At 40.3% G+C, this 25,820-nt stretch carries 21 protein-coding genes; 12 read left to right on the forward strand and 9 right to left on the reverse strand.

What is annotated here, in order from left to right:
• Positions 1–4: 4 nt before the first annotated feature.
• From A3GE_RS0105760 to A3GE_RS0105775, 4 genes are all read left to right on the forward strand, one after another.
• Positions 5–211, forward strand: coding sequence for a tautomerase family protein (locus A3GE_RS0105760; RefSeq protein WP_018356317.1), 207 nt, complete (start codon positions 5–7; stop codon positions 209–211).
• Between the two features lie 108 nt (positions 212–319).
• On the forward strand, positions 320–1,468 hold the full coding sequence (mnmA, locus tag A3GE_RS0105765; RefSeq protein ID WP_018356318.1) for a tRNA 2-thiouridine(34) synthase MnmA: 1,149 nt from the start codon (positions 320–322) through the stop codon (positions 1,466–1,468).
• Positions 1,469–1,739: 271 nt separating this feature from the next.
• Positions 1,740–3,767 (forward strand): BCCT family transporter, encoded by a 2,028-nt coding sequence (locus A3GE_RS0105770; RefSeq protein ID WP_026215410.1) that lies wholly within the window; start codon positions 1,740–1,742, stop codon positions 3,765–3,767.
• A gap of 265 nt (positions 3,768–4,032) precedes the next feature.
• Positions 4,033–5,586, forward strand: a complete 1,554-nt coding sequence (locus A3GE_RS0105775; protein ID WP_018356320.1) for a methyltransferase regulatory domain-containing protein — start codon at positions 4,033–4,035, stop codon at positions 5,584–5,586.
• 163 nt (positions 5,587–5,749) lie between these two features.
• Here the strand turns inward: A3GE_RS0105775 and A3GE_RS0105780 are convergent, their stop codons facing one another.
• From A3GE_RS0105780 to napF, 7 genes are all read right to left on the reverse strand, one after another.
• Positions 5,750–6,370 carry a cytochrome c3 family protein gene (locus tag A3GE_RS0105780; protein WP_018356321.1) on the reverse strand — a complete coding sequence of 207 codons (621 nt, stop codon included), beginning with the start codon at positions 6,368–6,370 and terminating at the stop codon, positions 5,750–5,752.
• A 12-nt stretch (positions 6,371–6,382) separates the two neighbouring features.
• A complete protein-coding gene (locus A3GE_RS0105785; protein ID WP_018356322.1) occupies positions 6,383–6,826 on the reverse strand; it encodes a nitrate reductase cytochrome c-type subunit in 444 nt (147 codons plus the stop codon).
• A 5-nt stretch (positions 6,827–6,831) separates the two neighbouring features.
• Complete coding sequence (gene napH / locus A3GE_RS0105790) at positions 6,832–7,698, reverse strand: quinol dehydrogenase ferredoxin subunit NapH (protein WP_018356323.1); 867 nt, start codon at positions 7,696–7,698, stop codon at positions 6,832–6,834.
• Positions 7,698–8,507 (reverse strand): ferredoxin-type protein NapG, encoded by an 810-nt coding sequence (gene napG / locus A3GE_RS0105795; RefSeq protein ID WP_018356324.1) that lies wholly within the window; start codon positions 8,505–8,507, stop codon positions 7,698–7,700. The genes napH and napG overlap by 1 nt, the downstream gene beginning before the upstream one ends.
• Positions 8,508–8,618: 111 nt before the next feature.
• Positions 8,619–11,102, reverse strand: a complete 2,484-nt coding sequence (napA, locus tag A3GE_RS0105800) for a nitrate reductase catalytic subunit NapA (RefSeq protein ID WP_026215411.1) — start codon at positions 11,100–11,102, stop codon at positions 8,619–8,621.
• Positions 11,103–11,198: 96 nt separating this feature from the next.
• Positions 11,199–11,480, reverse strand: a complete 282-nt coding sequence (locus A3GE_RS0105805) for a chaperone NapD (RefSeq protein ID WP_018356326.1) — start codon at positions 11,478–11,480, stop codon at positions 11,199–11,201.
• Positions 11,473–12,003: a ferredoxin-type protein NapF gene (gene napF / locus A3GE_RS0105810; protein ID WP_018356327.1), complete on the reverse strand. Its 531-nt coding sequence runs from the start codon at positions 12,001–12,003 to the stop codon at positions 11,473–11,475. The genes A3GE_RS0105805 and napF overlap by 8 nt, the downstream gene beginning before the upstream one ends.
• Positions 12,004–12,342: 339 nt before the next feature.
• Between napF and A3GE_RS0105815 the strand changes: the two genes are divergently transcribed.
• From A3GE_RS0105815 to A3GE_RS0105825, 3 genes are all read left to right on the forward strand, one after another.
• Positions 12,343–13,359 carry a Fe(3+) ABC transporter substrate-binding protein gene (locus tag A3GE_RS0105815; protein WP_018356328.1) on the forward strand — a complete coding sequence of 339 codons (1,017 nt, stop codon included), beginning with the start codon at positions 12,343–12,345 and terminating at the stop codon, positions 13,357–13,359.
• 187 nt (positions 13,360–13,546) lie between these two features.
• A complete protein-coding gene (locus A3GE_RS0105820; protein WP_018356329.1) occupies positions 13,547–15,196 on the forward strand; it encodes an ABC transporter permease in 1,650 nt (549 codons plus the stop codon).
• Positions 15,197–16,216, forward strand: coding sequence for an ABC transporter ATP-binding protein (locus tag A3GE_RS0105825; protein WP_018356330.1), 1,020 nt, complete (start codon positions 15,197–15,199; stop codon positions 16,214–16,216).
• A 121-nt stretch (positions 16,217–16,337) separates the two neighbouring features.
• On the opposite strand, the gene A3GE_RS0105830 is transcribed toward A3GE_RS0105825, so the two are convergent.
• Both A3GE_RS0105830 and trmB read right to left on the reverse strand, forming a co-directional pair.
• Positions 16,338–16,682: a YggL family protein gene (locus A3GE_RS0105830; RefSeq protein WP_018356331.1), complete on the reverse strand. Its 345-nt coding sequence runs from the start codon at positions 16,680–16,682 to the stop codon at positions 16,338–16,340.
• Between the two features lie 81 nt (positions 16,683–16,763).
• A complete protein-coding gene (gene trmB, locus A3GE_RS0105835) occupies positions 16,764–17,504 on the reverse strand; it encodes a tRNA (guanosine(46)-N7)-methyltransferase TrmB (RefSeq protein WP_018356332.1) in 741 nt (246 codons plus the stop codon).
• Positions 17,505–17,607: 103 nt separating this feature from the next.
• Here trmB and priA point away from each other — a divergent pair, with 103 nt between their 5' ends.
• The 5 genes from priA to acrB all read left to right on the forward strand — a co-directional run bounded on the left by priA (position 17,608) and on the right by acrB (position 25,766).
• Positions 17,608–19,800: a primosomal protein N' gene (gene priA, locus A3GE_RS0105840; RefSeq protein WP_018356333.1), complete on the forward strand. Its 2,193-nt coding sequence runs from the start codon at positions 17,608–17,610 to the stop codon at positions 19,798–19,800.
• Positions 19,801–19,877: 77 nt separating this feature from the next.
• Positions 19,878–20,666, forward strand: a complete 789-nt coding sequence (gene ftsN, locus A3GE_RS0105845) for a cell division protein FtsN (RefSeq protein WP_018356334.1) — start codon at positions 19,878–19,880, stop codon at positions 20,664–20,666.
• 197 nt (positions 20,667–20,863) lie between these two features.
• Positions 20,864–21,430 carry an efflux transporter AcrAB transcriptional repressor AcrR gene (acrR, locus tag A3GE_RS0105850; protein ID WP_018356335.1) on the forward strand — a complete coding sequence of 189 codons (567 nt, stop codon included), beginning with the start codon at positions 20,864–20,866 and terminating at the stop codon, positions 21,428–21,430.
• Between the two features lie 35 nt (positions 21,431–21,465).
• Entirely contained in the window at positions 21,466–22,662 is a 1,197-nt protein-coding gene (acrA, locus tag A3GE_RS0105855; RefSeq protein WP_018356336.1) for a multidrug efflux RND transporter periplasmic adaptor subunit AcrA, read from the forward strand.
• Between the two features lie 17 nt (positions 22,663–22,679).
• Positions 22,680–25,766 carry a multidrug efflux RND transporter permease subunit AcrB gene (gene acrB / locus A3GE_RS0105860; RefSeq protein WP_018356337.1) on the forward strand — a complete coding sequence of 1,029 codons (3,087 nt, stop codon included), beginning with the start codon at positions 22,680–22,682 and terminating at the stop codon, positions 25,764–25,766.
• Positions 25,767–25,820: the final 54 nt, after the last annotated feature.

Raw genomic sequence — 25,820 nt, forward strand, 5'->3', positions numbered from 1 at the left:
TAATGTGCCTTATGTCAATATTAAAGTAACCGGAGGGAAGGAAGCGCCGACGGCACAGCAAAAGGCGGAAATAATCGAAGGGGTAACACAGTTATTACAAAAAGTGTTGAATAAAAACCCCGAAACAACGGTCGTGATTATTGATGAAGTTGATATGGATAATTGGGGGATCTGTGGAAAAACGGTCACTGCCAGACGGACAATGAAATGATCATGAATATAACCATAAATGCCCGAAATTCTTGGGCATTTTTACTCTTAATTGATTTGCGGTAGAATGCCCGAATACTTAATTTAGCGAAATTTTTACTATCACATTATGAAATCACAAACTTACGAAAATCATTTCCCGCAACTTACGGCGGAGCAATTAACTGAGAACGCCGCTAAAAAAGTCATTGTCGGTATGTCCGGTGGAGTAGATTCATCCGTATCTGCTTTTATCCTTCAGCAGCAAGGTTATCAAGTAGAAGGCCTGTTTATGAAAAATTGGGAAGAGGATGATGATACGGATTATTGTACCGCAGCAGCAGATTTAGCAGATGCGCAGGCGGTGTGCGATAAGCTCGGAATTAAACTGCATAAAATCAATTTTGCCGCAGAATACTGGGATAACGTATTTGAGCATTTTTTAACGGAATACAAAGCCGGTCGAACACCGAATCCTGATATTTTATGTAATAAAGAAATTAAATTTAAAGCATTTTTAGAATATGCGGCAGAAGATCTCGGCGCAAACTATATCGCCACGGGGCATTATGTTCGTCGCTCTGGTGATGACAATCAAGCCAAATTATTACGTGGTTTGGATACCAATAAAGATCAAAGCTATTTTTTATATACCCTAAGCCATCAACAAGTGGGGCAAAGTCTCTTTCCTGTGGGGGAAATTGAAAAACCGATTGTGCGTGCGATTGCCGAAGAGCTAGGTTTGATTACGGCAAAAAAGAAAGATTCAACTGGAATTTGTTTTATAGGTGAGCGTAAATTCAAGGATTTTTTAGCACGTTATTTACCGGCACAACCTGGGGATATTCGCACAGTGGACGGCGAGGTGATTGGTCGTCATGAGGGGTTAATGTACCATACCTTGGGACAGCGTAAAGGCTTGGGTATTGGTGGATTGAAAAATGCCGGTGACGAAGCTTGGTATGTGGTGGATAAAGATGTGGAAAATAACGAACTCATTGTGGCTCAAGGTCATGATCATCCACGTTTATTTTCCAAAGGGTTAATTGCCAAACAGCTCCATTGGGTGGATCGTCAAGCGATTTGTGAATCTTTACGTTGCACAGTGAAAACCCGCTATCGACAAACGGATATTCCTTGCGTGATAGAACCTATTAATGATGAAACCATCCGTGTTGTTTTTGATGAATCTCAAGCTGCCGTAACGCCCGGACAATCCGCAGTATTTTATCTGGATGAGGTATGCTTAGGTGGGGGAATTATTGAAGAACGGATATAGGTTTTCTTTCAAGTGCGGTGGAAAATGTCAGTGTTTTTTCACCGCACTTTTAATTGTCAATATCCACTAATTTGAAATAATCATCATTTTTTGATAGACTTCACCCCGTTTTTAGAAACAATCTCTCAATGCCTACTGAGTGTTTCTACCAAAATCGCACTTCTATGTGCTGTCCATTGTAGTGATTCCACTACACACTTTTTTGCTTAACGGCAATGTTTTGAATAAATCGAATTTTTAATTTATAGACTTTATTTTAAGGGGAAAAGGTTTGTCTTTATCTCAATTTATGGAAAAGCGAACGTCATTTAATCCTTTTGTAATCGGATTAACGTTATTTTTTGTTTTATTACTGGTGGCGATGATTTTAATCGCACCGGATCACACTCAAACATTATTAAACCAAGCGAAAGCAGGCATTTTTGCAAATTTTAGCTGGTTTTATGTGTTGGTATTCTCAGTTTTTTTAGGATTTTTGCTCATTTTGTCCGTAAGTAGTTTGGGGAATATTAAACTTGGTAGTGATGAGGAAGAACCTGAATTTAGTTTCCTCTCTTGGCTTGCTATGTTATTTGCTGCCGGTATGGGAGTGGGCTTGATGTTCTTTGGTGTCGCTGAGCCATTAGCCCATTATCTTTCGGAAATTACCAGCGGACCGGCAGAGCATCGACAACAAGAGGCGTTATTACATACTTTATTCCATTGGGGCATTCATGCGTGGGCGGTATATGGCACAATTGCATTAGCCTTGGCTTATTTCGGTTTCCGTTATAAATTGCCGTTAGCGTTACGCTCTTGTTTTTACCCGTTGTTGAAAGATCGCATCAATGGGAAAGTAGGCGATCTCATCGATATTATGGCATTGCTTGCTACCTTATTCGGTATTATTACTACTTTAGGTTTCGGGGCATCCCAGCTAGGTGCCGGATTACACCAAATGGGATGGGTGAGTGAAAATACGTTTACGTTACAAATTATTGTGATTGCAGTGGTAATGAGCCTAGCAGTTTTTTCTGCTATCTCAGGTGTGGGAAAAGGAGTGAAAATGCTCAGTGAATTGAATTTAACATTGGCATTTTTATTACTCATTTTTGTACTGGTTACCGGACCAACACTTTATTTACTCTCGGCATTTAGCGACAACATTGGCACTTATTTCAGTAATTTAGTACAACTTAGTTTTAAAACCTATGCGTATGAGCAAGAACATACAGCTTGGTTTAGTGGGTGGACGGTACTTTATTGGGCGTGGTGGTGTTCATGGGCACCATTTGTAGGGTTATTTATCGCCCGTATTTCCAGAGGTCGTACTATCCGTGAATTTATTTTTGGGGTATTGGTCATTCCAAGTGTATTCGGTATCCTTTGGTTTACAGTATTTGGTAACACGGCTATTTGGTTAAATGATGGTGAGGCAGCCGGCGCGCTGGGAAAAATGATTTCATCACCGGAAACGCTACTATTTAAGTTTCTTGATTATTTACCATTGCCTGCTGTTAGTAGTTTGGTGAGTTTGATCGTTATTTCGCTATTTTTTATCACTTCGGCGGATTCGGGGATTTATGTTTTAAACAATATTGCTTCTCGTGATAAAAGTCTTATTTCACCGAACTGGCAGACAGTAATGTGGGGTGTCCTAATGTCTGTTGTGGCGATTGTATTAATGAAATCAGGTGGTTTAGCAAATTTGCAGACCATGACATTAATGGTGGCATTACCTTTTGCTGTATTGATGTTAGTGATGTGTTTTAGTCTGTGGAAAGGGTTAAATGCAGATAAAAAATACTTTACGACTAAAGTTAATCCAACCAGTATTTTCTGGACGGGGGAAAAATGGAAAGACCGCTTGGAACAAATGATGAGCCAAACACAGGAAAAAGATACTTTACGTTTTTTAAAACATATCGCGTTACCGGCAGTGCGCGAACTACGCCAAGAGCTTATTGGCAAATATAATCTAAGCGTGCAAGTTAATACATTGTTTGAGCAAGAAGAACCAGCAGTGGAGCTAGTCATTCAGAAAGAATCCATGCGTGATTTTATGTATGGGATTAAGTCTGTGGGGCGTGAAGTCTCCGAACAATTAATTAATGATGAAAACCTTCCGCATATTCAACATAGTACGACTTATGAACCTTACACCTATTTCTTTGATGGTCGTGTCGGTTACGATGTGCAATATATGGATCAAGATGAGCTGATTGCTGATATATTGAGACAATATGAACGTTATCTCACTTTACTTGATGATGTCGGGCAAGAATTAATGGCTCATGAGCAAGTGGAATTAGCAGAATAATTTTCCTATTCCTCAAAAAACCGACATTATGTAGCAGTTGCACAAACATGATTTTGTTACATAATACTGAAAAAACCAAGAAGTGCGGTCGAAATTGACCGCACTTTTTAATATCTTAGTTAGAGTGAAATATAAAAATTCATTTAATTTTAACGACTAAAGCTTAAAAATAAAGTATAGTGTGCGGGTTTCATAATGTATTAGTAAATATATTCGATATTTATAAAAATTATTTAATAATATAAAACTAATGGGAGAATCTCTTATGTCTAGTTGGTCAGAAGGTTATGTTAGCGATATAAACTATACTTTTGGTTATTATTCGGAACTCAATCCTAATAATGCCATTATTCCTTTTTTAATGGCGGGAATTGCGTTACCGGAGTCAGTTTCAACTTCTCAGTATAACGCTTGTGAGCTTGGATTTGGGCAAGGTATATCGGTTAATGTACATGCGGCCGCTGGTCATGCTAAATGGTATGCAACGGATTTTAATCCATCTCAAGCCAATTTTGCCCGCTATCTTTCTGATGTGACGAATAACGGTGCGTTAATTGCTGATCAGGGTTTTAATGAATTTTGTAAGCGTGATGATTTACCTGAGTTTGATTTTATCGGTTTACATGGCATCTGGTCTTGGATTTCTGATGAAAACCGCGCCATTGTGGTCGATTTTATTCGTCGCAAACTAAAAGTCGGCGGCATCTTATATATCAGTTATAATACCTTGCCTGGGTGGTCTGCGCCATCGCCACTACGTCATTTATTACTTCAACATCACAATACAATGACCGCACATTCCAATAGTCGCCAACAAAATATTAAGGATAGTATAGAGTTTGTTGGTAAAGTGTTCGCTCAAAGCCCCCATCTAACACAAAAATCACCGGAATTACTTTCTCGAGTTGAACGACTTAAAAACCATGATCCACATTATGTAGCCCACGAATATCTGAATAAAGATTGGCAACCGATGTATTTTGCCGATATGCAAAAATGGTTGGAATCCGCCAAATTGACTTTCGCTTGTTCCAGTAACTATTTAGACGATTTTCACGAAACTCTCTACAACCAAGAACAACGAGAGTTTATGGCTGGTTTTAGTGAGCCGTCATTTGCTCAAACGGTTAAAGACTTTATCTTAAATAAACAATTCCGCAAGGATTTTTGGGTAAAAGGTACACGTCGATTAAATGGTTATGAGCAAAAACAGGCATGGAAAAAATTGCGTGTCTTGCTACATACTCCTCGTAAGCAAATTGAAATGAAAGCTTCAAGCCATTTGAGTGTTGATTTGAACGTGGATTTATTTAATCCAATATTGGATATACTGCAGGATCATAAAATCCACTCGGTTAAAGATATTGTTGAAGCACTAAAAGATCATTTTAATGAAATGGATATTTTTACGGTTTTAGCTATACTTGCCGGTAAAAATAATTTGGTTGTAGTGCAATCAGAAGAGGCAATTGAGCAAGCGCGTCCACATTGTGAAGCCTTTAATCGTTACGTACTGGAGCAATCCCGTTCTTCGCAATTCAGTATTAACTATCTTGCTAGTCCAATTACAGGCGGAGCGCACAACCTTGATATGGTACAGCGTTGGTTTTTACTTGCCCATATTGAGGGGCTTACGAAGAAAAAACAATTGGATTTCGCTTGGAGTTTATTAAAGGAAAACGGTTTGTTTATGGCAGAAGATGGGAAAACCTTGGAAAAGGACGAGGAAGGCAAAGCCAGAATGGAAGTAATTTACAACGGATTTGTAGAAAATCAACTACCACAGTTAAAATGTTTAGGGATTATTTCAACTAACTAAAAACACCATTAATAGCTTAATATTTTTTATTAACGATGAAATAAAGCTCGATCTTGTTGAAAGTATCGGGCTTTAAATATATTTCTAATATAGAAACATTTTATGGAAATTAAATCGGCACCGAAAGGTGCCGATATTCATATAAAGTGCGGTTAAAATTTGATTATTTTTCTGTTTTATCCGATGTTTCTTTTTTAAACCCGGATTCTACATTACTCATATCAGGTAGCTGGTGGGCAATACCTTTATGACAATCAATACAGGTTTTCCCCTCTGTTTTGATTTTTTCGTGCATTTTCGCGGCAACAGAACGTTGTGCATTGAAATTCATTCGCTCTACATTATGGCAATTACGACATTCTTGAGAGTCGTTGGCTTTCATTCGTGCCCATTCGTTTTCTGCCATTGCTAAACGATGTTGATTAAATTTCTCCAATGTATCCACTTTGCCGGTGTAATGGGCATAGACTTCTTTTGCTGCAATGATTTTGCGTTTCATCTTCGGCCCGAATTCGTGTGGTACGTGACAATCTGGGCAGCTCGCTCCCACACCGGTACGGGTTTGGTAATGTACACTGTGAAGATATTCCGGATAGGCATCATTCATATGGCAGCTTGCGCAGAATTTTTCAGTATTCGTTTGCTCTAAGCCGTAATTAAAACCTACCCAAGATAAAATACCGCCGATAAAAGCAAGAGTAATGATTGTTCCCACGGCTAGACGGCTTGGTTTACGAAACCAACGCCAAAAGCGCACAATGAAATTTGGTTTTTTCTCTGACATAATCCTTCCTTCTTAGTTACCGTAACCTTTCATCGGTTTGAAATCATTTGGTACGATAGGATCGACATTTGATTGAGAAACATGGCATTGTAGGCAAAAATAACGGCGTGGCGATGAGCTGGAACCAATATTTCCATCACGATCCATAAAGTGTGTCGGACTGATTCGGGTTGCACCGCTTAAACGTGAATTTTCAGGGCTATGGCAGTTTAAGCATTGATTCACATTTTTGGTCACTTGATAATTAGCTACACTATGCGGCACCATTGGTGGTTGGTTTACATAATTTAATGCGGGTAACTCACTTTCACGCGGTGCGGTATGGAATGCCGGCGTAATATTGTCCGGTGATTGAGTTAAATCTTTACCTATAGGTTGAACATCGTTTGCCATTAAGTAACCGGCAAAAAGTGTGGTCATTAATCCCACTAAAATTTTAGATACCTGATTGGTCATATTAATCACTCCCCTGAATGATTGAATCGAGTTGAAAATTTAAAAACTTTTTCAGCGCAAACGTCAATACAACGTCCACAGCTGATGCAATCTTTAGAAAGCACAAGTAGGCTATCATCTTTTTTTCCGTGTAACGGTGAACGTAACACTTGTGCTTCCGGACAGACGTTATAGCAATCCATACAATTGTCACATTTGCTGCGATCAATAACTTTAATTCGAAGAATACTTTTGGCACCAATAATGCCGTAAGTCGCACCGATTGGGCATAAATGTCCGCACCAACCGTGTTCGACAATCAACAAATCAAAAAGAAAAATTACCGCGATTAACCAAGCTGTCGCGCCAAATCCAAAGATAAAAGCGCGCCCTAATGCTGCAACGGGATTAATCCATTCCCACAATAACATTCCACTTACAGCACTGCCGATTAAAATCATTGCTAAAATACCGTAGCGTAATCCTCGCGAGAGTTTCGCCGTTTGGCGAATGCTAAGTTTGCGACGTAACCATGCTGCAGTATCTGTCACGATATTTAATGGGCAGACCCAGCCACAAAATACTTTACTTCCCAGTATTGAGTAGCAAAGTACAATAATTATGGCTCCGATTAATGTCAGAACATTGGGTAAATGTCCCGTAGCAAGGCTTTCAGCAGTGATTAAGGGATCACTTAAAGGAATCGTATCAAACAGCAGGCTGGCACTGTAATTACCTTTTAAGAACCACACATTTAAATAAGGACCACTTAAAAACATTGCAAGAATGCTGAGTTGACTTAAACGCCGCCAAAACAAAAAGCGGTTGGCATACCACCATCCCCATTTTTGACGGGCTTCTCTGCCTGCATGCTTAGGTGCATTTACTGCCATTATTTGGTTACCTCTAAAATTGGTGCCAAAACAGGTTCTGCTGCTTCCGGTATTGTCGTCTCTGCTTCAGGCGTACGAGCGGGTAGAGAAATGATGTCTTTCGGCGCAAGAGAATGGCCGGCTTTTTCTTTTTCCTCCCAGCTCAAACGATAGTGTTGGCCTAACATTCCTTTGGCAAGCTCCATCGGTAAGACTTTGATTGCCGCTTCTTCCAATACACAGGCTTGTTCACATTTACCACAACCGGTGCAAGCATCGGAATGTACTGTGGGAATGAATAACGCATGCTTACCCGAACGCGGATTGTGCTGTTTTTCCAAAGTAATTGCTTTGTCGATTAACGGACAAACACGATAACACACATCACAACGCAGACCTTGCCAGTTAAGACAGGTTTCATGGTCTAACAATACGGATAATCCCATACGTGACTCGTTGATGTCTGTTGCATTACGATCTAATGCACCGCTTGGACAAGCATGAGCACAAGGAATGTCAGGACACATTTCACAGGGTTTATCACGCGCAATGAAGTATGGTGTACCGGCTTCTACCGGTGACAGAAGTGATGCCAGATGCAACATATCATAAGGGCAAGCCTGTACGCATTGACCGCAACGAATACAAGCAGCAGAAAATGCTTTCATATCTTGCAGTGCAAATGGCGGACGTAGCGGTACCCCTTCACGGGCTAAGCTTTGATTTTGTTGTAATCCCAGCAAAATTCCCACGCCAACAAGCCCACCCGCAGTGCGGGTAGTCTCTTTTAGAAAACGTCGGCGTTCAGGATTTAGCGTGAGCTTTTTCATTTCTCTTCAAATATTGACCGCACTTTTTAATAGGAAACGAAATATTGACGAATACGTAATACTTCTTTTCCTACATTCTAGTGATAAGTGCGGTTGGTTTTCATGTTGTTTTTACGCAGCCTTTTCCACTTTTACTGCACATTTTTTGAAGTCGGTTTCTTTTGAAATCGGATCTGTTGCATCAAGTGTTAATACATTAGCAAGCTGACCGGCATCAAAGAAGGTGGTGTAAACTAAGCCACGAGGCGGCTTATTACGTCCACGTGTGTCTAAATAAGAAACCATTTCGCCACGGCGGGATGAAATTTTAATTTTATCTCCATGACGCAACCCTCTCGCTTCGGCATCTAGCGGGTGCATCCACACTAAATTATTTGGAAATGAGCGGTGTAATTCTTGCACGCGACGAGTCATACTGCCTGTATGCCAGTGTTCGAGAACACGACCGGTTGATAACCACAAATCAAATTCTGCATCCGGTGATTCTGCCGGCGGTTCATAAGGTACGGCAAGGATAATCGCTTTTTTGTCCGGATAGCCGTAAAATGCCACGCTCTCGCCTTCTTTCACATAAGGATCGTAACCTTCACGATAACGCCACAAGGTTTCTTTTCCATCGACGACAGGCCAACGTAAACCACGGGCTTTATGGTACATATCAAACGGCGCTAAATCATGGCCATGCCCACGACCAAATTCGGCATATTCTTCAAATAGCCCTTTGTGAACGTAGTAGCCAAAGTGTTCGGATTCGTCATTTAACTGACCTTCAGCCAATTCACTTAATGGGAATTTATCCACCTGACCGTTTTTAAACAGAACGTCATACAAGGTTTTTCCGCGATATTCCGGCATTTCTGCAAGCAGTTCTTCCGGCCACATTTCATCTGTTGTGAAGTATTTGGCAAATTCCATTAACTGCCACAAGTCAGATTTTGCCTCTCCCGGTGCTTTAACTTGCTGACGCCAAAATTGCGTACGGCGCTCTGCATTACCATATGCGCCCTCTTTTTCCACCCACATTGCCGTTGGAAGGATTAAGTCGGCAGATAATGCGGAAACTGTTGGATAAGGATCAGAGACAATCACGAAGTTGCCTTCTTTACGCCAGCCCGGTAAACGGTCTGCATTGATATTTGGTCCCGCTTGCATATTGTTGTTACACATCTGCCACAATACGTTCATTTTACCGTCGTGCATTGCGCGATCTTGTGCAATGGTATCCAAACCTACTTTTTCAGAAATCGTTCCTTTTGGTAATTTCCAAATACGTTCGGCTGTTTCGCGGTGTTTTGGGTTCGTCACCACTAAATCTGCTGGTAAACGATGTGGGAAAGAACCAACCTCACGCGCTGTACCACAAGCAGAAGGTTGACCTGTTAATGAAAACGGACCGCAACCCGGGATAGAAATTTTGCCGGTTAATAGATGGATATTGTAGATCAGGTGATTTGCCCAAACTCCGCGAGAATGTTGGTTAAAGCCCATTGTCCAGAAGGACACCACTTTTTTGTTTGGATCTGCATAAAGTTTTGCCAAATTCTCAAGTTGGGCTTTGTCTAACCCTGACATTTCTGCCACTTTTTCAAGGGTATATTCCGACACTAATTGTTTCAATTCTTCAAAGGACGAATCATGCATTTTGCCTGCGGTTTTGCGATTAGTGTCTTTCTCTAACGGGTTTTCAGGACGTAAACCATAACCGATATTGGTTTCCCCACGTTTAAATTTGGTGTGTTTATTAACAAAATCCCAGTTGATTGCATTATTTTGAATGAGATAGTTAATAATGTAGTTCATAATCGCTAAGTCGGTTTGCGGTGTAAACACTAAACCGTGATCGGCAAGTTCAAAACTACGATGCTCAAAAGTAGAAAGAACCGCTACTTTCACATCTGGATTGGAAATACGTCGATCCGTGATGCGGGACCACAAAATCGGGTGCATTTCCGCCATATTGGAACCCCAAAGCACAAATGCATCGGCACGTTCAATATCATCATAGCAGCCCATTGGTTCATCCATACCAAAGGTACGCATAAACGCAACAGCAGCAGATGCCATACAATGGCGGGCATTCGGATCGACATTGTTTGAACGGAAACCGGCTTTCCAAAGTTTATTCTTTGCATAACCTTCCCAAATGGTGGATTGACCGGAACTGAACATACCAACCGCATTTTGACCATTTTTTTTGAAGGCTTCTTTAAATTTTTCTGCCATGGTTTTGAAGGCAACATCCCAAGAAACAGGCGCAAAATCCCCATTCTTGTCGAATTTACCGTTTGTCATACGTAGCATCGGTTGTGTTAAACGATCCTTTCCGTACATAATTTTTGGTAAGAAGTAACCTTTAATACAATTTAAACCACGGTTTACCTCCGCATCCGGATCGCCTTGCGAAGCAACAACACGCCCGTCTTTAGTTCCTACCAGTACGGCACAGCCGGTACCGCAGAAACGGCATACTGCTTTATCCCATTTAATTTCGGATTCTGCCGCAACCACATTTTTGACCGAGATGGTTAATCCCGCTGCCGTTGCTGCTGCCATAGCTGCATTGGCTTTCATAAAGTCTCGACGACTTAACCTCATCGCGTTTCCCTCACATTACACGTTGATTTTAAAAATTTGGTTTATATTTTTAGGGGGAATTTATGTCACCCAAGATTAATCAATATACAAAATGGATTATTTTTTCTGCTCGTTTTGTTCGTGGTAGATAAGTGAAACATTAATTACGCCGTCAATGTTATTCACGCTTTCCATATTATCGAGCAGAATATGCTGATCATGAGACTGCATCACTACGACCAATTTACCCATTTTTTCATCAAATGTTGGTATTTCGGTATGCTCAATTTCCAAAAGTGCGGTCTGAATTTTCGCTATTTTTTTAGGATTTCCCTGTACGATTAGTCCGACCACGTGCCAATTCTGAGTATCTTCAGCGGTTAAGTTTTTTTTATTCATTGTAATTTAACTGATTGATTTTTATTGCATTAACAGGACACTTTTGTAAGCAGGCACCACAACCATTACAAGTATCTATATTTACAAAAGGTTGGGCTACACCGCCCATTTGGAGACGAAAATAAATGGAACTTACAGGGCAACTGTCTTGACATGAACGACATTCAATATTCCGTTGCGTTAAACAATTTGCACCGATTTCAACTTTATGTGTCCAAGGCTGCTCATTTGACGGGCGAAAAATCGGCTGTTGACAAATTTCAACACATTTTCTACAAAAAGTGCATTCACTGTTCTCAAACTGAACTTCCGGAAAACCGCCATTACCTTTTACTAAAATTTTAGTTTCACAAACCGATAGGCAATCACCACAGCGCGTACATTTTTCAATGAATTCATTATCGGTGATAGACCATGGAGGTAGAATTCCTTCAACTCCTTGTTTTTGTTCGTTTTCAGTATGTAATGATGTTAAAAATTTACCTCGTAAAAATTGCCTGCGTGGTAAGTTTTCAACGCTCATTTAGTTTGCCTTTGTTAATAGTATATAGCCTACATTGGGTAGCAAATTATCTAATTGTGATCGTAATATATAAACTACTAAAAAGAGGTAGATTGATAAAGAGTTGAGCTTTTATTGTGTTAGATCAAGATAAAGGTGGTTACTAATTGATTTTTTAATAATATTTTTATAGGGGAGGATGATATTCTTCATGGACCTTAATTGAAAATGGTGAGTATTGGTAAACTATAGAAAATATTTTTAAAAATTATTAAATAATAATAATTCTTATTGACGGTGTTGGGATAACCTTTTAGAATCTTTGTCGAATAATAAACCTACCCATATGGAGAAAGTCCAATGAAAAAATCTCTTACCGCTATTGCATTATCTTTTTCAGCATTACTTTCAGCTTCTGCATTTGCAGCAAATGAAGTGAATGTTTACTCTTATCGTCAACCATACCTCATTGAACCAATGCTCAAGGAGTTTGAAAAAGAAACCGGCATTAAAGTGAATGTTATTTTTGCCGATAAAGGTTTGGTTGAACGAGTCAAACAAGAAGGCGAATTGAGCCCTGCTGATGTGTTATTGACAGTGGATATTTCACGCGTGATGCAAATTGTCAATGAAGGTTTAGCACAGCCGTTTACTTCTAAGCACTTAGACGAAAATATCCCTGCACAATATCGTGATTCTGATGGAAAATGGTACGGTTTAACGACACGTGCACGTGTTATTTATTCATCTAAAGATCGAGTAGGGAAATTACCTGCTGATTTTGATTATTTGGATTTAGCCAAACCGGAATTCAAAGGTAAAGTATGTGTACGTTCAGGTAAAAATTCCTATAATGTCTCACTTTTTGCTTCAATGATTGAGCACTACGGAGAAGCAAAAACCAAAGCCTTTTTAGAGGGTTTAAAAGCGAATCTTGCTCAAAAACCTCAAGGTGGTGATCGCGATCAAGTGAAAGCGATTAAAGAGGGAATTTGTGATTATTCACTGGGTAACAGTTATTACTACGGTAAAATGCTAGATGATGAGAAACAAAAAGTATGGGCGGAATCTGCAGTGATTAATTTCCCTGCAGGCAAGTATGGTACGCATGTTAATATCAGTGGTGTTGCACTGGCGAAATATTCACCAAATAAAGAAAATGCGGTAAAACTTGTGGAGTATTTAAGCGGTGAAAAAGCCCAAAAACTTTATGCGCAACTCAATCATGAATATCCGGTAAAACCGGGTGTTGAACCTTCTGAATTGGTTAAAGGTTGGGGTTCATTCACACCGGATACCTTAAAATTGGAGACTATTGCAAAAAATTATGAGAAAGCGTTGAAATTAGTTGATGAAGTGAAATTTGATGAATTTTAATTATTAGGCTTTCTTTATTAAAATAGAACGAGCTTTAACAAAGAATGAGGTATTACCTGAAAATCTGTTAAAGCTCGTTTTAGTGTCTAAAATAATTTATTTTAATAAAACACTCCTTTTAGTGCTAATTATGTTAGCTAGGCTTACTAAATCATACGGTCCGTATAGGAAAATAATTTAAATAAAAATGACCCGTAACCTACCCTGGAAATTTTTTGCGATTTTAACCGCACTTTTTATTCTGTTACCGTTATTAGCGATTACTTATCATGCGCTGAACGGTGAGACGGATAATCTTATTCATCTTTGGAACACGATGCTTGGTCGCTATGTGATTAACTCCTTATTGTTAGTGATCGGTACTGTCGTACTGGCATTATTTTTTGCACTCCCTTCTGCGTGGTTGGTGGCAAATTTTCAGTTTTGTGGGCAACGTGCATTACAGTGGTTGCTTTGCTTACCTCTTGCTATGCCGGCTTATTTAATCGCTTATCTTTATACGGATTTACTTGATTATTCGGGGGCGTTTCAATCGTTATTGCGTAGTATTTTCGACTGGCAAACGCCACAGGACTATTGGTTTCCACAAATTCGAACGCTTTACGGTGCTTGTTTCGTTCTTGCCTTAGTGCTGTATCCTTATATCTTTCTTCTGGTGCGAGTTGCGTTTTTGGAACAGTCAGAAAATTTGCAGCATAGTGCTAAAATGCTTGGCGCAACACCTTTCCAAATTTTTCGCCGTGTGACTTTTCCACTTATTCGTCCTGCCATTGTGGTAGGGATGGCATTGGTCGCAATGGAAACCTTGGGAGATTTTGGTACTGTTGCCTATTTTGCCCTCCCTACATTGACAACTGCAATCTACGATTCGTGGCTCAGTTTTCACGATCTTGGCACGGCAAGCCGTATCTCAATTTTTATGCTGATGATGATTTTCCTGTTTATCAGCCTTGAACAATATAGTCGCCGTAAGCAGAAAAGCTATCAACGTGGTTATGAAAAGAAAACGAATTTTAGAACGCTGACAGGATGGCGTTGTGGTTTAGCGTTGTTATGGTGCTGGAGTCTGTTGGCAATGGCATTTTTTATTCCGTTTGGACGATTGATTTTTTGGTCGATAGACTACTTTGAGCAGTCATGGAATTTAGATTTTGTCAAATTTGCCTTAAACAGTTTAAAAGTGTCCTCGATTGCTGCCATTACTACGGTATGTGTAGCACTTTTGTTGCACCTTGCTCATCGGTTATCTCGGAATACGCCATTTTTTGGCAAAATGACCCGACTTTCACTTGCCTTATCGGGTTTTGGTTATGCTATTCCAGGCACTGTGTTGGCGATTGGCCTGCTTTCTCCCCTTACTTTTGCTGATCATCAACTGCATAATCTACTAAAATCTTTAGAATTAAAACCTATCGGACTGATTTTTTCCGGTTCGATATTTGCATTAGTATTGGCTTATACTATTCGTTTTTTAGCTATGGCAATCGGAAGTCTTGGTGCTTGTTTAGAAAGGGTTTCCCCTACATTAGATATGGCAAGCCAAACCATGGGGAAAAACGGGGCGAAAATGTTTAAGCATATTCATATTCCATTGGTTTCAAAGGGGATTATTACCGCCGCTTTAATGGTATTTATTGAAAGTATGAAAGAGCTAAATGCCTCATTGTTACTTCGTCCTTTCAATTTTGATACGCTTGCAACTTACGTTTTTACTTTTACTTCGGACGAACAGCTAGAGCGGGCCGCGATGCCGGCTATTGTCTTAGTGCTGGTTGGGCTAATCCCGGTGATTTGGCTCACTCGTTCGCTGATTTCCCAATCACAAAAAGAGCGTTAAATGAAATTACTTGAAGTGCAGCAACTGAGCTGCAAGTTTGAACAGAATCAGATTTTAGAATCCCTTGATCTTGATGTTGAAGAAAATGAGATTGTTTGTTTACTCGGTGCAAGCGGTTGCGGTAAGACAACCCTCCTTAAAGCGATTGCTGGTTTAATTCCAAGCTCGCAAGGCTTAGTAAAACTGGCAGGGAAGGTAGTTAACCAAATACCTGTAGAACAACGTAAAATCGGTTTAATTTTTCAAGATTACGCGCTTTTTCCACATTTAACTGTTGCGGAAAATATTCAATTTGGGTTGAGTAAATTTACAAAAAATGAGCAACAAATCGTTATTCGGCGAATGTTGACCGTAGTGAAATTGGAGGGCTTTGAACAACGCTTCCCACACGAATTATCCGGTGGGCAGCAACAGCGGGTAGCCATCGCTAGAGCCTTAGCTTGCAAGCCTGAATTGCTTTTGTTGGATGAACCTTTTTCCAACATTGATAGCCAAACTCGCTATGCAATGATCCAAGAAATTAAACAAATCTTGAGAAATCAAAAAGTGCCGGCAATTTTTGTAACACATAGTAAGGAAGAGGCCTTTGCTTTTGCGGATAAAATTGCCGTTATGGATCAAGGTAAAATTGTACAAATTGGTACGCCAACTCAGCTTTATCACAATCCAATCAATCACTTTGTTGCAGATTTTCTCGGTAGTACAAATTATCTCAATTGTGAAATTCAAGCCGAACAAGTTCTTAAAAGCCCGATTGGAACTTACCATCTTTTTCCTGAAATGGGCTATGCCACCGGTCGTTATCAATGGTTACTTCGTCCCGAACAGATTTTGCTCAAACTCGATCAATTCGGACAGGGAACAGTGATGGATAAACTTTTTTTAGGGCAGTACTATCGTTATCAAATTACCATTAACGGTATCAATCTTATTGCTTATGAAAGTGCAGACCTACCCTTACAATCTACCGTGAGTGTCACTTTTCAGTGCAGAGAATTTGTTTTTTTCCCCACTCTATAATGGGGAGTAGGGATTAATAAAACAAAGAAATTCTTTTGCAAAGTGCGGTCGATTTTTTATTAGTTTTGAAAAAACAGCATGAAAGATAACCGTTTCATACTGTTTTTTTAGCGAGAAGGAATTAAGCTTTTAAGGTCGGATAATCCCACCAAATATCAAATAATTCACTGATTTCGATTTGTTGTAAGCCGTTGCTTTCAAGCCATTTTTTAACGGTTTCACGGTGACTTTCATCACATTTACCGATTTTTTCCAAGCATACTAAACCTTCCCAGTGTAAATAGCCGCTACCTTCATAAGCGAGTCCATTTGGTTGAATGACTTCGCTAATAAAACGATCAACAACTTCATCCACGGTATCAATTGAGGTGCCTTCGGCAAATTGGAAATTGACCAAAAAGCCTAATTCTTGGAACTCGGCAAGATGAAGTTTTTTACGCTGGCGTTGATTGTAGGATTTAGACATTTTGAGGTTCTCCTATTTGGATTGTTGTGAGAAATTAATGGGAGGCATCAGAATTTTACTGATGCCTTTATAAAATAAAAATTATTTTTTCGTAAAGAACAAATCCCAGACACCATGACCTAGTCGTTGTCCACGAGCTTCAAATTTTGTTAATGGACGAAAATTCGGGCGGGGAATATAGTTACCCTGTGCTGATGTGTTGGATAAATTGGTATTGGCACTAAGCACCTCCAGTATTTGCTCTGCATAGTTTTCCCAGTCCGTTGCCATGTGAATAAAGCCATTTTCACCCAGTTTTTTAACCACTTGATCGACAAAGTGAGGCTGAACAATACGGCGTTTGTGATGTTTTGCTTTATGCCAAGGATCGGGAAAAAATAGCTGTAACCCGCCCAACGTATTATCCGCAATACTATCGCGTAAAATTTCAGTGGCATCGTGGCAGAGCACACGGAGATTTTTCACGCCTTTTTCTACGGCATAGGCAATACAGGCTCCGACACCCGGTGTATGCACTTCAATACCGAGATAATTTTTATCAGGATTGGCATACGCCATATCCACGAGGGATTTTCCCATACCGAAACCAATTTCCAAAATCACCGGATTGGTATTACCATAAATGGTGGCGAAATCAAAAGGAGCGGTTTGATAATCTAAGCCGAGTTCTCCCCAATGCTCGTTCATCATATTTTTTTGAAATTCACTTAAACGTCCCGTGCGTAGCACAAAACTACGTACTTTGCGTTTATAACGACCATCTTCGGTAAATTCGGCCGTTTCTACGGTTTTACGTTTTTGATCGGCAAAGGTATGTGTCATAACGTTTATATTGCAAAATGAATATGTAAAAATTGCCGGCGATTATACACGAAATCATCGTGTTTTCTCGTATAATAAGCCAAATTTTTTCCTGAAGGTGATTATGAAAATTGTCCGTGTCGCACTTCCTGTGCCGCTTCACCATTTATTTGATTATCTTGTTTCTGATGATGTGCCATTGGTTGTGGGCGCGCGCGTACTTGTCCCTTTCGGCACGCAGAAAAAAGTCGCGATTGTGGTGGAATTGCCGGAAACCACAGAGATACCAAAGGATAAGTTAAAGGAAATTATTGCGCCTTTAGATTCAGCCTCCTTATTTTCTTCTGCCACTTGGGAATGGTTGTTGTGGGCGGCGAATTATTATCAAGGTGCATTGGGAGACGTGCTATTTCAAGCATTGCCGGTGAAATTACGTCATGGTGAAAGTGCGGTGAAAAATGACCGCACTTTTTGGCGTATCACCGATGAGGGAAGAAATGCACTTCGCAGTGGTGAATTAACGCGTTCTAAAAAACAGGCGGAAGCCTTGCGATGTTTGTCGGAAAAGGATTTGGAAAAAGGGGAGGGGAATTTTAGCCCCTCTGTTTGGTCTGCATTAAAAAGTAAACATTTTGTTCAAGAAATCCATGTTCAAAAGGAACCAAAAAGTTGGCAATCTGTTTTGGGTGATAACTCCTTAGTGAATATTGATAATCGTCTGACTTTAAACAAACAGCAAGCCTTAGCATTTAGCCAATTAATGTTTCAACGTGAATTTAACGTGTGGTTGCTGGACGGCGTAACGGGCTCCGGTAAGACAGAAATTTATTTGCAATATATTGAAGAAATCTTGAAATCAGGTAAACAAGTGCTTGTGTTGGTACCGGAAATAGGGCTAACGCCGCAAACTGTTCAACGTTTTGAAGCGCGTTTTAATGTGGAAATTGATGTTCTCCATTCTCATTTAAATGACACCCAACGGCTTAATGTATGGGCTCGGGCAAAAACAGGGCAAAGTGCGGTGGTGATTGGCACGAGATCCGCATTATTTACACAATTTGCGAACTTGGGGGCGATTATTTTGGATGAGGAACATGATGCTTCTTTCAAACAACAGGACGGTTGGCGTTATCATGCCCGTGATTTGGCGATTGTGTTAGCGCAAAAACTGAATATTCCAATGTTAATGGGATCGGCGACGCCAAGTTTAGAAAGTCTCAATAATGTAAAAAACGGTAAATATAAACATCTGACTTTGTCAAAAAGAGCCGGAAATACGACCGCACTTCGTCAGTTTGTCATTGATTTAAAAAATCAGCCTGTGCAACAGGGATTATCGCAGCCGTTGTTGGCACGAATGAAAAATCATCTTGAAAAAGGTAATCAGGTTTTATTATTTCTCAACCGGCGTGGATTCGCTCCTGTTTTGCTTTGCCACGAATGTGGTTGGATTGCCCAATGTTCCCATTGTGAAAAACCTTATACCTATCATCAACATCAACGTGTGTTGCGTTGCCATCATTGTGGCTCACAGAAAACTATTCCTCGTCAATGTGGAGATTGTGGTTCAACTCATTTAGTCACAACAGGGCTTGGTACGGAGCAGTTGGAAGAAACTTTGAAAGCCCAATTTCCCACTTATTCTGTGGCGCGTATCGACCGAGACAGTACATCCCGAAAAGGCTCCTTGGAAGGCTATTTAGAGGATATTCAACAAGGGAAAAGCCAAATTTTAATCGGCACGCAGATGTTGGCAAAAGGACATCACTTTCCTAATGTCACCTTGGTTGCCTTGGTAAATGTGGACAGTGCGTTGTTTTCATTGGATTTTCGTGCAGAAGAACGATTGGCGCAGCTTTATGTGCAAGTGGCAGGTCGTTCCGGTCGGGCGGAAAAACAAGGAGAAGTGGTGTTACAAACACATTATCCGGATCATCCGTTATTGACAACGTTATTAGCGAAAGGCTATCAGGCATTTGCGGAAGAAACCTTGCATTTACGCCATACAATGGGATTGCCACCTTTTAGTTTCCAAGCCTTGTTTAAAGCGCAGGCTCGCTATTCTGAGCAGGCAGAGGAATGTTTAATTCGGATCGCAGATTTTTTTCATACAAAGCAAATTGAAGGGTTACAAATTTTAGGACCCATACCCGCGCCGTTTAGCAAAAAAGCAGGGCAATTCCGTTGGCAGTTGCTTTTGCAGCATCCCTCTCGTAGAGAATTACAAAAAGCATTACGTGATTATCAGCAGGCGAATTTAGAAAAAAATAGCCAAGTGCGGTTGATTTTAGATGTAGATCCTCAGGATTTAAGCTAGAAAATCACGATATTTTTCAGTAAACTTGGACAGTTTTATAAAATTTTTAGAAATCATTTAAAGTTTAGGATTTTATTGTGGCACATCGAGATTTTGCCGCCCGTCGCGGTTCAAACAAGAAAAAGAAGACGACAAATAAAAATGTACTGATTGGTATTGCTTTAGCGGTATTGATTGGCCTTGGTGTCGGGCTTTATTTTTTAAAAAGCAAAACCCCTAAGCCGGTTTCTCCTATGGTGAGCCAGCCTGAAAAAACACAGCCGAAAAGTGTATTACCTAATCGACCGGAAGAAGTATGGAGCTACATTAAGGCGTTGGAAACCCGTACTGTACCGGTAGATGATAAACCTTCCAGTGTAGAAAAAAATATGCGTTTAACGGAAGAGCAGCGTCAGGTTTTAGCTCAAATGGAAAAAGAGCAGAAAGAGGCAGAAGAAGCCCGAAAATTGGCGGAGAAACGCAAAGCGGAAGAAGCTGAAAAAGCGCAACAACAAGTCGTGGAAACGGTGAAGGTTGAGATACCCAAACAAGAAGTGAAGAAACAGCCGGAAACAGCAAAGAAAGCAGAATCGGTTAAAGTTGAGGCAGCAAAAAAAGCGGAAACGAAAACAGAGGAAACTAAACCGGCAAATACAGCAGCTACAACTGGTAGTAAGCGTTTTGGTTTACAGTGTGGTGCTTTTAAAAACCGGGCTCAGGCAGAAAATTTACAAGGTCGTTTAGTGATGGCTGGTATTAATGCGCAGGTGATGGTGAATGGTGAATGGAATCGTGTTCGCGTAGGGCCATTCGCAAACCGTGATGTGGCGGTGCAAACGCAAGATAAAGCAAAATCTGTGACAGCTTGTGTGATTATCGGTATGTAGGAGCGGTGATAATTTTTTGACAATATAAGTAAAAAACAAAACGTCAATAGATTGATGATGAAAGAAAAAGTGCGGTGAAAAATGACCGCACTTTTTTATTTTTTAACTTGCCAAAAAATGAAAAATCACTAAAATGAACGCTCGTTCATTTGGTGGGCGTGAGCCCTCTTTTTTACTTTCAAACCTAAGACTTTTTTATGCGGCACTCTTCTAAAACAGATCTTGCCGAGCAAATTTTTATGGCAGTAGATTGCTTGATGGCAAAAGAAGGTTTAAATCAACTTTCGATGCATAAATTGGCAAAAGAAGCCAAGGTAGCAGCAGGAACGATTTATCTTTATTTTAAAAATAAAGATGAATTGTTAGAACAATTCGCTCGGCGTGTGTTTGCTATGTTTATGGCAGCACTGGAGAAGGATTTTGATGAATCAGAATCCTTTTTTCAACAATATCGACGAATGTGGTGGAACATTTGGCTGTTTTTGCAAGATAACCCCACGATTTTATCAAACTTGAATCAGTATCAGTCTTTACCTAATTTTGCCGAACTTTGTCGGGAAATTGATAATAGTCGTTGGGATCATTTTTGTTTTCAAGCAAAGGCGGCAAATGAATTAGCAGATTTACCGGATGAGGTTCTTTTTCAGTTAAGCTTAAAAACAGCAATGACGATGGCATCGGATATTAAGTTTTTCAGCGTGGAACTCACCAGTGAAATTTTAGAATCTGTAGTTGAACGCTCTTGGCGGGCAATTCAGAAATAATCATTGTTTTTATTTTTTATCGGAGCTTTTATAAAATGAGTCAAACTCAAACCAACCGACCGAAACGCTCGCATGTTTTCTATATGAAAATTATTTTAGTAGTGTTTGTCTTAATTTTTGCCGGTGTTATCGGTTTTAATGTGTTACGAGGCATTATGATCGGTAAGGCAATTGCTAATAGGCCGGAGTCTTCAAGCCCTGTTACAGCATTGGAAGTAAAGGCAAGAGAGTGGACACCGGTGATTAATACCACAGGGCTTGTGCGACCAAATCAGGGGGCAATGTTAAGCGCACAGAATGCGGGAACCGTTTCCAATGTATTTGTTCAAAATGGACAAATTGTAAAAAAAGGTGATCTTTTAGTTGAACTTGATAGTTCTGTTGAACGGGCAAGTCTTAAAGCTTCTCAAGCACAACTTCCAGCATTGCGTCAAACCTATCAGCGCTATGCAAATTTATTAGCAAGCAATGCGGTTTCCCGCCAAGAGGTGGATAATGCGAAATCCGCTTATGATGCGCAGGTGGCGAATATTGAATCCTTAAAAGCAATGATTGAACGTCGTCAGATTGTTGCTCCTTTTGATGGTAAAGCCGGTATTGTAAAGGTTAATGTCGGTCAATATGTGAATGTGGGGACGGAAATTGTTCGTGTAGAAGATACCAGCTCAATGAAAATTGATTTTGCTATTTCACAAAATGAATTAGATAAGTTACATCTTGGGCAACGTGTTACTACAACTACGGATGCCCGCCAAGGGGAAACCTTTTCGGCGCGTATTACGGCAATTGAACCGGCAATTAATTCATCAACCGGGTTAGTGGATATTCAAGCGACTTTCGATCCTGAAGACGGGCGTAAATTGCTTTCCGGTATGTTCTCACGTTTACGTATTGCATTACCGACAGAGACGAATCAAATTGTCGTGCCACAAGTAGCGGTGAGCTATAACATGTACGGTGAAATTTCTTATTTGTTAGAGCCTTTATCCGAAGAAGATAAAGCGAAATTTGCCAATAATCCAAAATTAGATTCACTCTATCGTGCAAAACAAATCACGGTATTTACTAAAGATCGCCAAGGGATTTACTCTCAATTACAAGGTGATGAAGTCAAAGTGGGTGATAAAATCATTACTGGTGGCCAACAAGGTATTGGTAATGGCAGTCTTGTTGAATGGATTAAGAAAGATATCGTTGGTGGAACCGAACCTGCGATGAAAACCAATTTGTAATAGTCTAGGAAGTACGAATGAAATTTACTGATATATTTATTCGTCGCCCTGTCTTAGCGGTTTCGATCAGTTTGCTTATCATTATTTTAGGTTTGCAGGCTATTTCGAAATTGGCAGTGCGTGAATATCCTAAAATGACAACAACCGTGATTACCGTTACTACCGCTTATCCTGGGGCTGATGCCAACTTGATTCAAGCGTTTGTTACCTCTAAATTGGAAGAGTCTATTGCTCAAGCGGATAATATTGACTATATGTCTTCTTCAAGTGCACCTAACGCTTCAAGCATTACCGTAAAAATGAAACTGAATACGGATCCTGCTGGTGCATTGGCTGATGTGCTGGCGAAAGTGAATGCGGTACGTTCGGAATTGCCAAGCGGGATTGAAGATCCGACAGTGGCATCCTCATCGGGCGGTTCGGGAATTATGTATATTAGTTTCCGCTCTAAAAAGTTGGATTCCAGCCAAGTAACGGACTATATCAACCGAGTAGTGAAACCACAATTTTTTACAATTGAAGGTGTGGCGGAAGTACAAATTTTTGGTGCAGCTGAATATGCTATGCGTATTTGGTTAGATCCGCAAAAAATGGCGGGACAAAATCTTTCGGCTTCGCAAGTGATGTCCGCACTTTCAGCCAATAATATTCAAACTGCAGCGGGGAGTGATAACGGTTATTACGTGAGTTATCGTAATAAAGTAGAAACAACCACTAAATCCGTGGAGCAGTTAGGTAATTTGATTGTTGCTTCTAATGGCGATGATTTAGTGCGTTTGCGTGATATTGCTACAGTTGAATTGAATAAAGAAAGTGATAATTCACGGGCAACCGCAAATGGTGCGGACTCTGTTGTATTGGGTATTAACCCAACTTCTTCGGCTAACCCGTTAACGGTGGCTGAAAAAATCCGTCCACTCTACGAAAGCATAAAAAAACAACTTCCGGACAGCATGGAATCGGATATTCTTTACGACCGTACGATTGCAATTAATAGTTCCATTAACGAAGTTGTCAAAACTATTGTTGAAGCGACAGTCATCGTACTTGTTGTTATTTTGATGTTTATCGGTTCACTCCGTGCGATTTTGATTCCGGTATTAACCATCCCTATTTCCTTGATCGGGGTGTTAATGATGTTACAAAGTTTAGATTTTTCTATTAACTTAATGACATTGTTAGCATTGATTCTCGCCATCGGTTTGGTGGTGGATGATGCGATTGTAGTGTTGGAAAACGTTGACCGCCACATTAAGGAGGGTGAAACCCCATTCAGAGCAGCGATTATCGGTACCCGTGAAATTGCGCTACCGGTTATTTCCATGACCATTTCTTTGATTGCGGTTTACTCGCCAATGGCTCTAATGGGGGGAATTACGGGAACACTCTTTAAAGAGTTTGCCCTCACCCTTGCAGGCTCCGTATTTATTTCAGGTATTGTGGCATTAACCCTTTCACCAATGATGACCAGCAAATTGCTGAAATCCAATGCCGAGCCGACGTGGATGGAACGTAAAGTTGAGCACACACTTTCTAAAATGAATAAGGTGTATAACTATATGTTGGATATTGTGATGCAAAATCGTAAATCTATGGTAGCGTTTGCCGTGGCTATTTTTGTCACATTACCTTTCCTATTTAATTCGCTTTCAAGTGAATTAACACCGAATGAAGATAAGGGAGCATTTATTGCTATTGGTTCTGCACCTTCTAATGTGAATGTGGATTATATTCAAAATGCAATGAAACCTTATATGAAAACGGTGATGGATACTGAGGAAGTTTCTTTTGGAATGAGTATTGCGGGAGCTCCAAGTTCTAATCAATCTTTAAATATTGTGACACTAAAAGATTGGAAAGAACGTTCACGCAAGCAACCGGCAATTATGAATGAGCTAAATGCAAAAGCAAAAGAATTACCGGAAGTTTCGGTATCTGCATTTAACTTCCCTGAAATTGATACGGGGGAACAAGGACCGCCGGTCGCTATCGTGTTAAAAACAGCGCAAGATTATAATGCGTTGGCAAATACGGCTGAGAAGTTTCTGGAAGGGATGCGGGCATCAGGTAAGTTTGTTTATACCAACCTTGATTTGAAATACGATACCGCACAAATGACGATCTCGGTGGATAAAGAAAAAGCGGGAACCTATGGCATTACTATGCAGCAAATCAGTAATACATTAGGAAGTTTCCTTTCCGGTGCAACCATTACTCGTGTGGATATTGATGGACGGGCTTATAAAGTGATTTCACAGGTAAAACGTGATGATCGCTTATCGCCGGAAAGTTTCAAAAACTACTATCTCACCGCAAGTAATGGCGAATCGGTGCCGCTAAGTAGCTTAATTAGTATGAAATTGGAAACCCAGCCCACTTCTTTACCACGTTTTAGCCAGTTAAATTCCGCCACGATTCAAGCCGTACCAATGCCGGGAACCTCCACAGGGGATGCGGTGGCATGGTTACAACAACACGCCGATACCTCCTTGCCACAAGGCTATACTTATGATTTCCGTTCGGAATCCCGTCAGTTAGTACAAGAAGGTAATGCTTTGGCGGTTACCTTTGCATTAGCGGTGGTAATTATCTTCTTAGTATTGGCGATCCAGTTTGAATCAATACGAGATCCGCTTGTGATTATGATCTCTGTACCATTGGCGGTGAGTGGTGCATTATTGACACTGAATTTCTTGTCTTTCTTTAGTATTTCAGGCACAACCTTAAATATTTACTCACAAGTGGGATTAATCACCTTGGTGGGTTTGATTACAAAACATGGTATTTTGATGTGTGAAGTGGCGAAAGAAGAGCAATTATTGCACGGCAAAAACCGCATTGATGCGATTACTACCGCAGCTAAGGTGCGCTTACGTCCGATTTTAATGACAACCGCCGCGATGGTAGCCGGCTTGATTCCACTACTTTATGCAACGGGTGCCGGTGCGGTATCACGCTTTAGTATTGGTATCGTTATCGTCGCCGGTTTATCTATCGGTACAATCTTCACATTGTTTGTCCTCCCGGTAGTTTATAGTTATGTGGCAACCGAACATAAACCATTGCCGGAATTTGAAGAAAATGAAACCAAATCGGCTCATTAATAAAAAACCTTAAAATTTAACCGCACTTTTGGAAACGAAAGTGCGGTTTTGTTT

The organism is Rodentibacter pneumotropicus DSM 21403, assembly GCF_000379905.1.
Classification (GTDB): domain Bacteria; phylum Pseudomonadota; class Gammaproteobacteria; order Enterobacterales; family Pasteurellaceae; genus Rodentibacter; species Rodentibacter pneumotropicus.

What these genes read in the sequence shown, in the direction of transcription:
- A3GE_RS0105805 (WP_018356326.1), bottom strand. Translation starts at nt 11,480, where the DNA reads ATGAATAAAAAAAACTTAACCGCTGAAGATACTCAGAATTGGCACGTG.
- priA (WP_018356333.1), top strand. Translation starts at nt 17,608, where the DNA reads ATGAAAATTGTCCGTGTCGCACTTCCTGTGCCGCTTCACCATTTATTT.
- mnmA (WP_018356318.1), top strand. Translation starts at nt 320, where the DNA reads ATGAAATCACAAACTTACGAAAATCATTTCCCGCAACTTACGGCGGAG.
- napA (WP_026215411.1), bottom strand. Translation starts at nt 11,102, where the DNA reads ATGAGGTTAAGTCGTCGAGACTTTATGAAAGCCAATGCAGCTATGGCA.
- trmB (WP_018356332.1), bottom strand. Translation starts at nt 17,504, where the DNA reads ATGACACATACCTTTGCCGATCAAAAACGTAAAACCGTAGAAACGGCC.
- A3GE_RS0105830 (WP_018356331.1), bottom strand. Translation starts at nt 16,682, where the DNA reads ATGTCTAAATCCTACAATCAACGCCAGCGTAAAAAACTTCATCTTGCC.
- A3GE_RS0105820 (WP_018356329.1), top strand. Translation starts at nt 13,547, where the DNA reads ATGACCCGTAACCTACCCTGGAAATTTTTTGCGATTTTAACCGCACTT.
- napF (WP_018356327.1), bottom strand. Translation starts at nt 12,003, where the DNA reads ATGAGCGTTGAAAACTTACCACGCAGGCAATTTTTACGAGGTAAATTT.
- acrB (WP_018356337.1), top strand. Translation starts at nt 22,680, where the DNA reads ATGAAATTTACTGATATATTTATTCGTCGCCCTGTCTTAGCGGTTTCG.
- A3GE_RS0105825 (WP_018356330.1), top strand. Translation starts at nt 15,197, where the DNA reads ATGAAATTACTTGAAGTGCAGCAACTGAGCTGCAAGTTTGAACAGAAT.
- A3GE_RS0105815 (WP_018356328.1), top strand. Translation starts at nt 12,343, where the DNA reads ATGAAAAAATCTCTTACCGCTATTGCATTATCTTTTTCAGCATTACTT.
- napH (WP_018356323.1), bottom strand. Translation starts at nt 7,698, where the DNA reads ATGGCAGTAAATGCACCTAAGCATGCAGGCAGAGAAGCCCGTCAAAAA.
- A3GE_RS0105785 (WP_018356322.1), bottom strand. Translation starts at nt 6,826, where the DNA reads ATGACCAATCAGGTATCTAAAATTTTAGTGGGATTAATGACCACACTT.
- acrA (WP_018356336.1), top strand. Translation starts at nt 21,466, where the DNA reads ATGAGTCAAACTCAAACCAACCGACCGAAACGCTCGCATGTTTTCTAT.
- A3GE_RS0105780 (WP_018356321.1), bottom strand. Translation starts at nt 6,370, where the DNA reads ATGTCAGAGAAAAAACCAAATTTCATTGTGCGCTTTTGGCGTTGGTTT.
- A3GE_RS0105775 (WP_018356320.1), top strand. Translation starts at nt 4,033, where the DNA reads ATGTCTAGTTGGTCAGAAGGTTATGTTAGCGATATAAACTATACTTTT.
- acrR (WP_018356335.1), top strand. Translation starts at nt 20,864, where the DNA reads ATGCGGCACTCTTCTAAAACAGATCTTGCCGAGCAAATTTTTATGGCA.
- napG (WP_018356324.1), bottom strand. Translation starts at nt 8,507, where the DNA reads ATGAAAAAGCTCACGCTAAATCCTGAACGCCGACGTTTTCTAAAAGAG.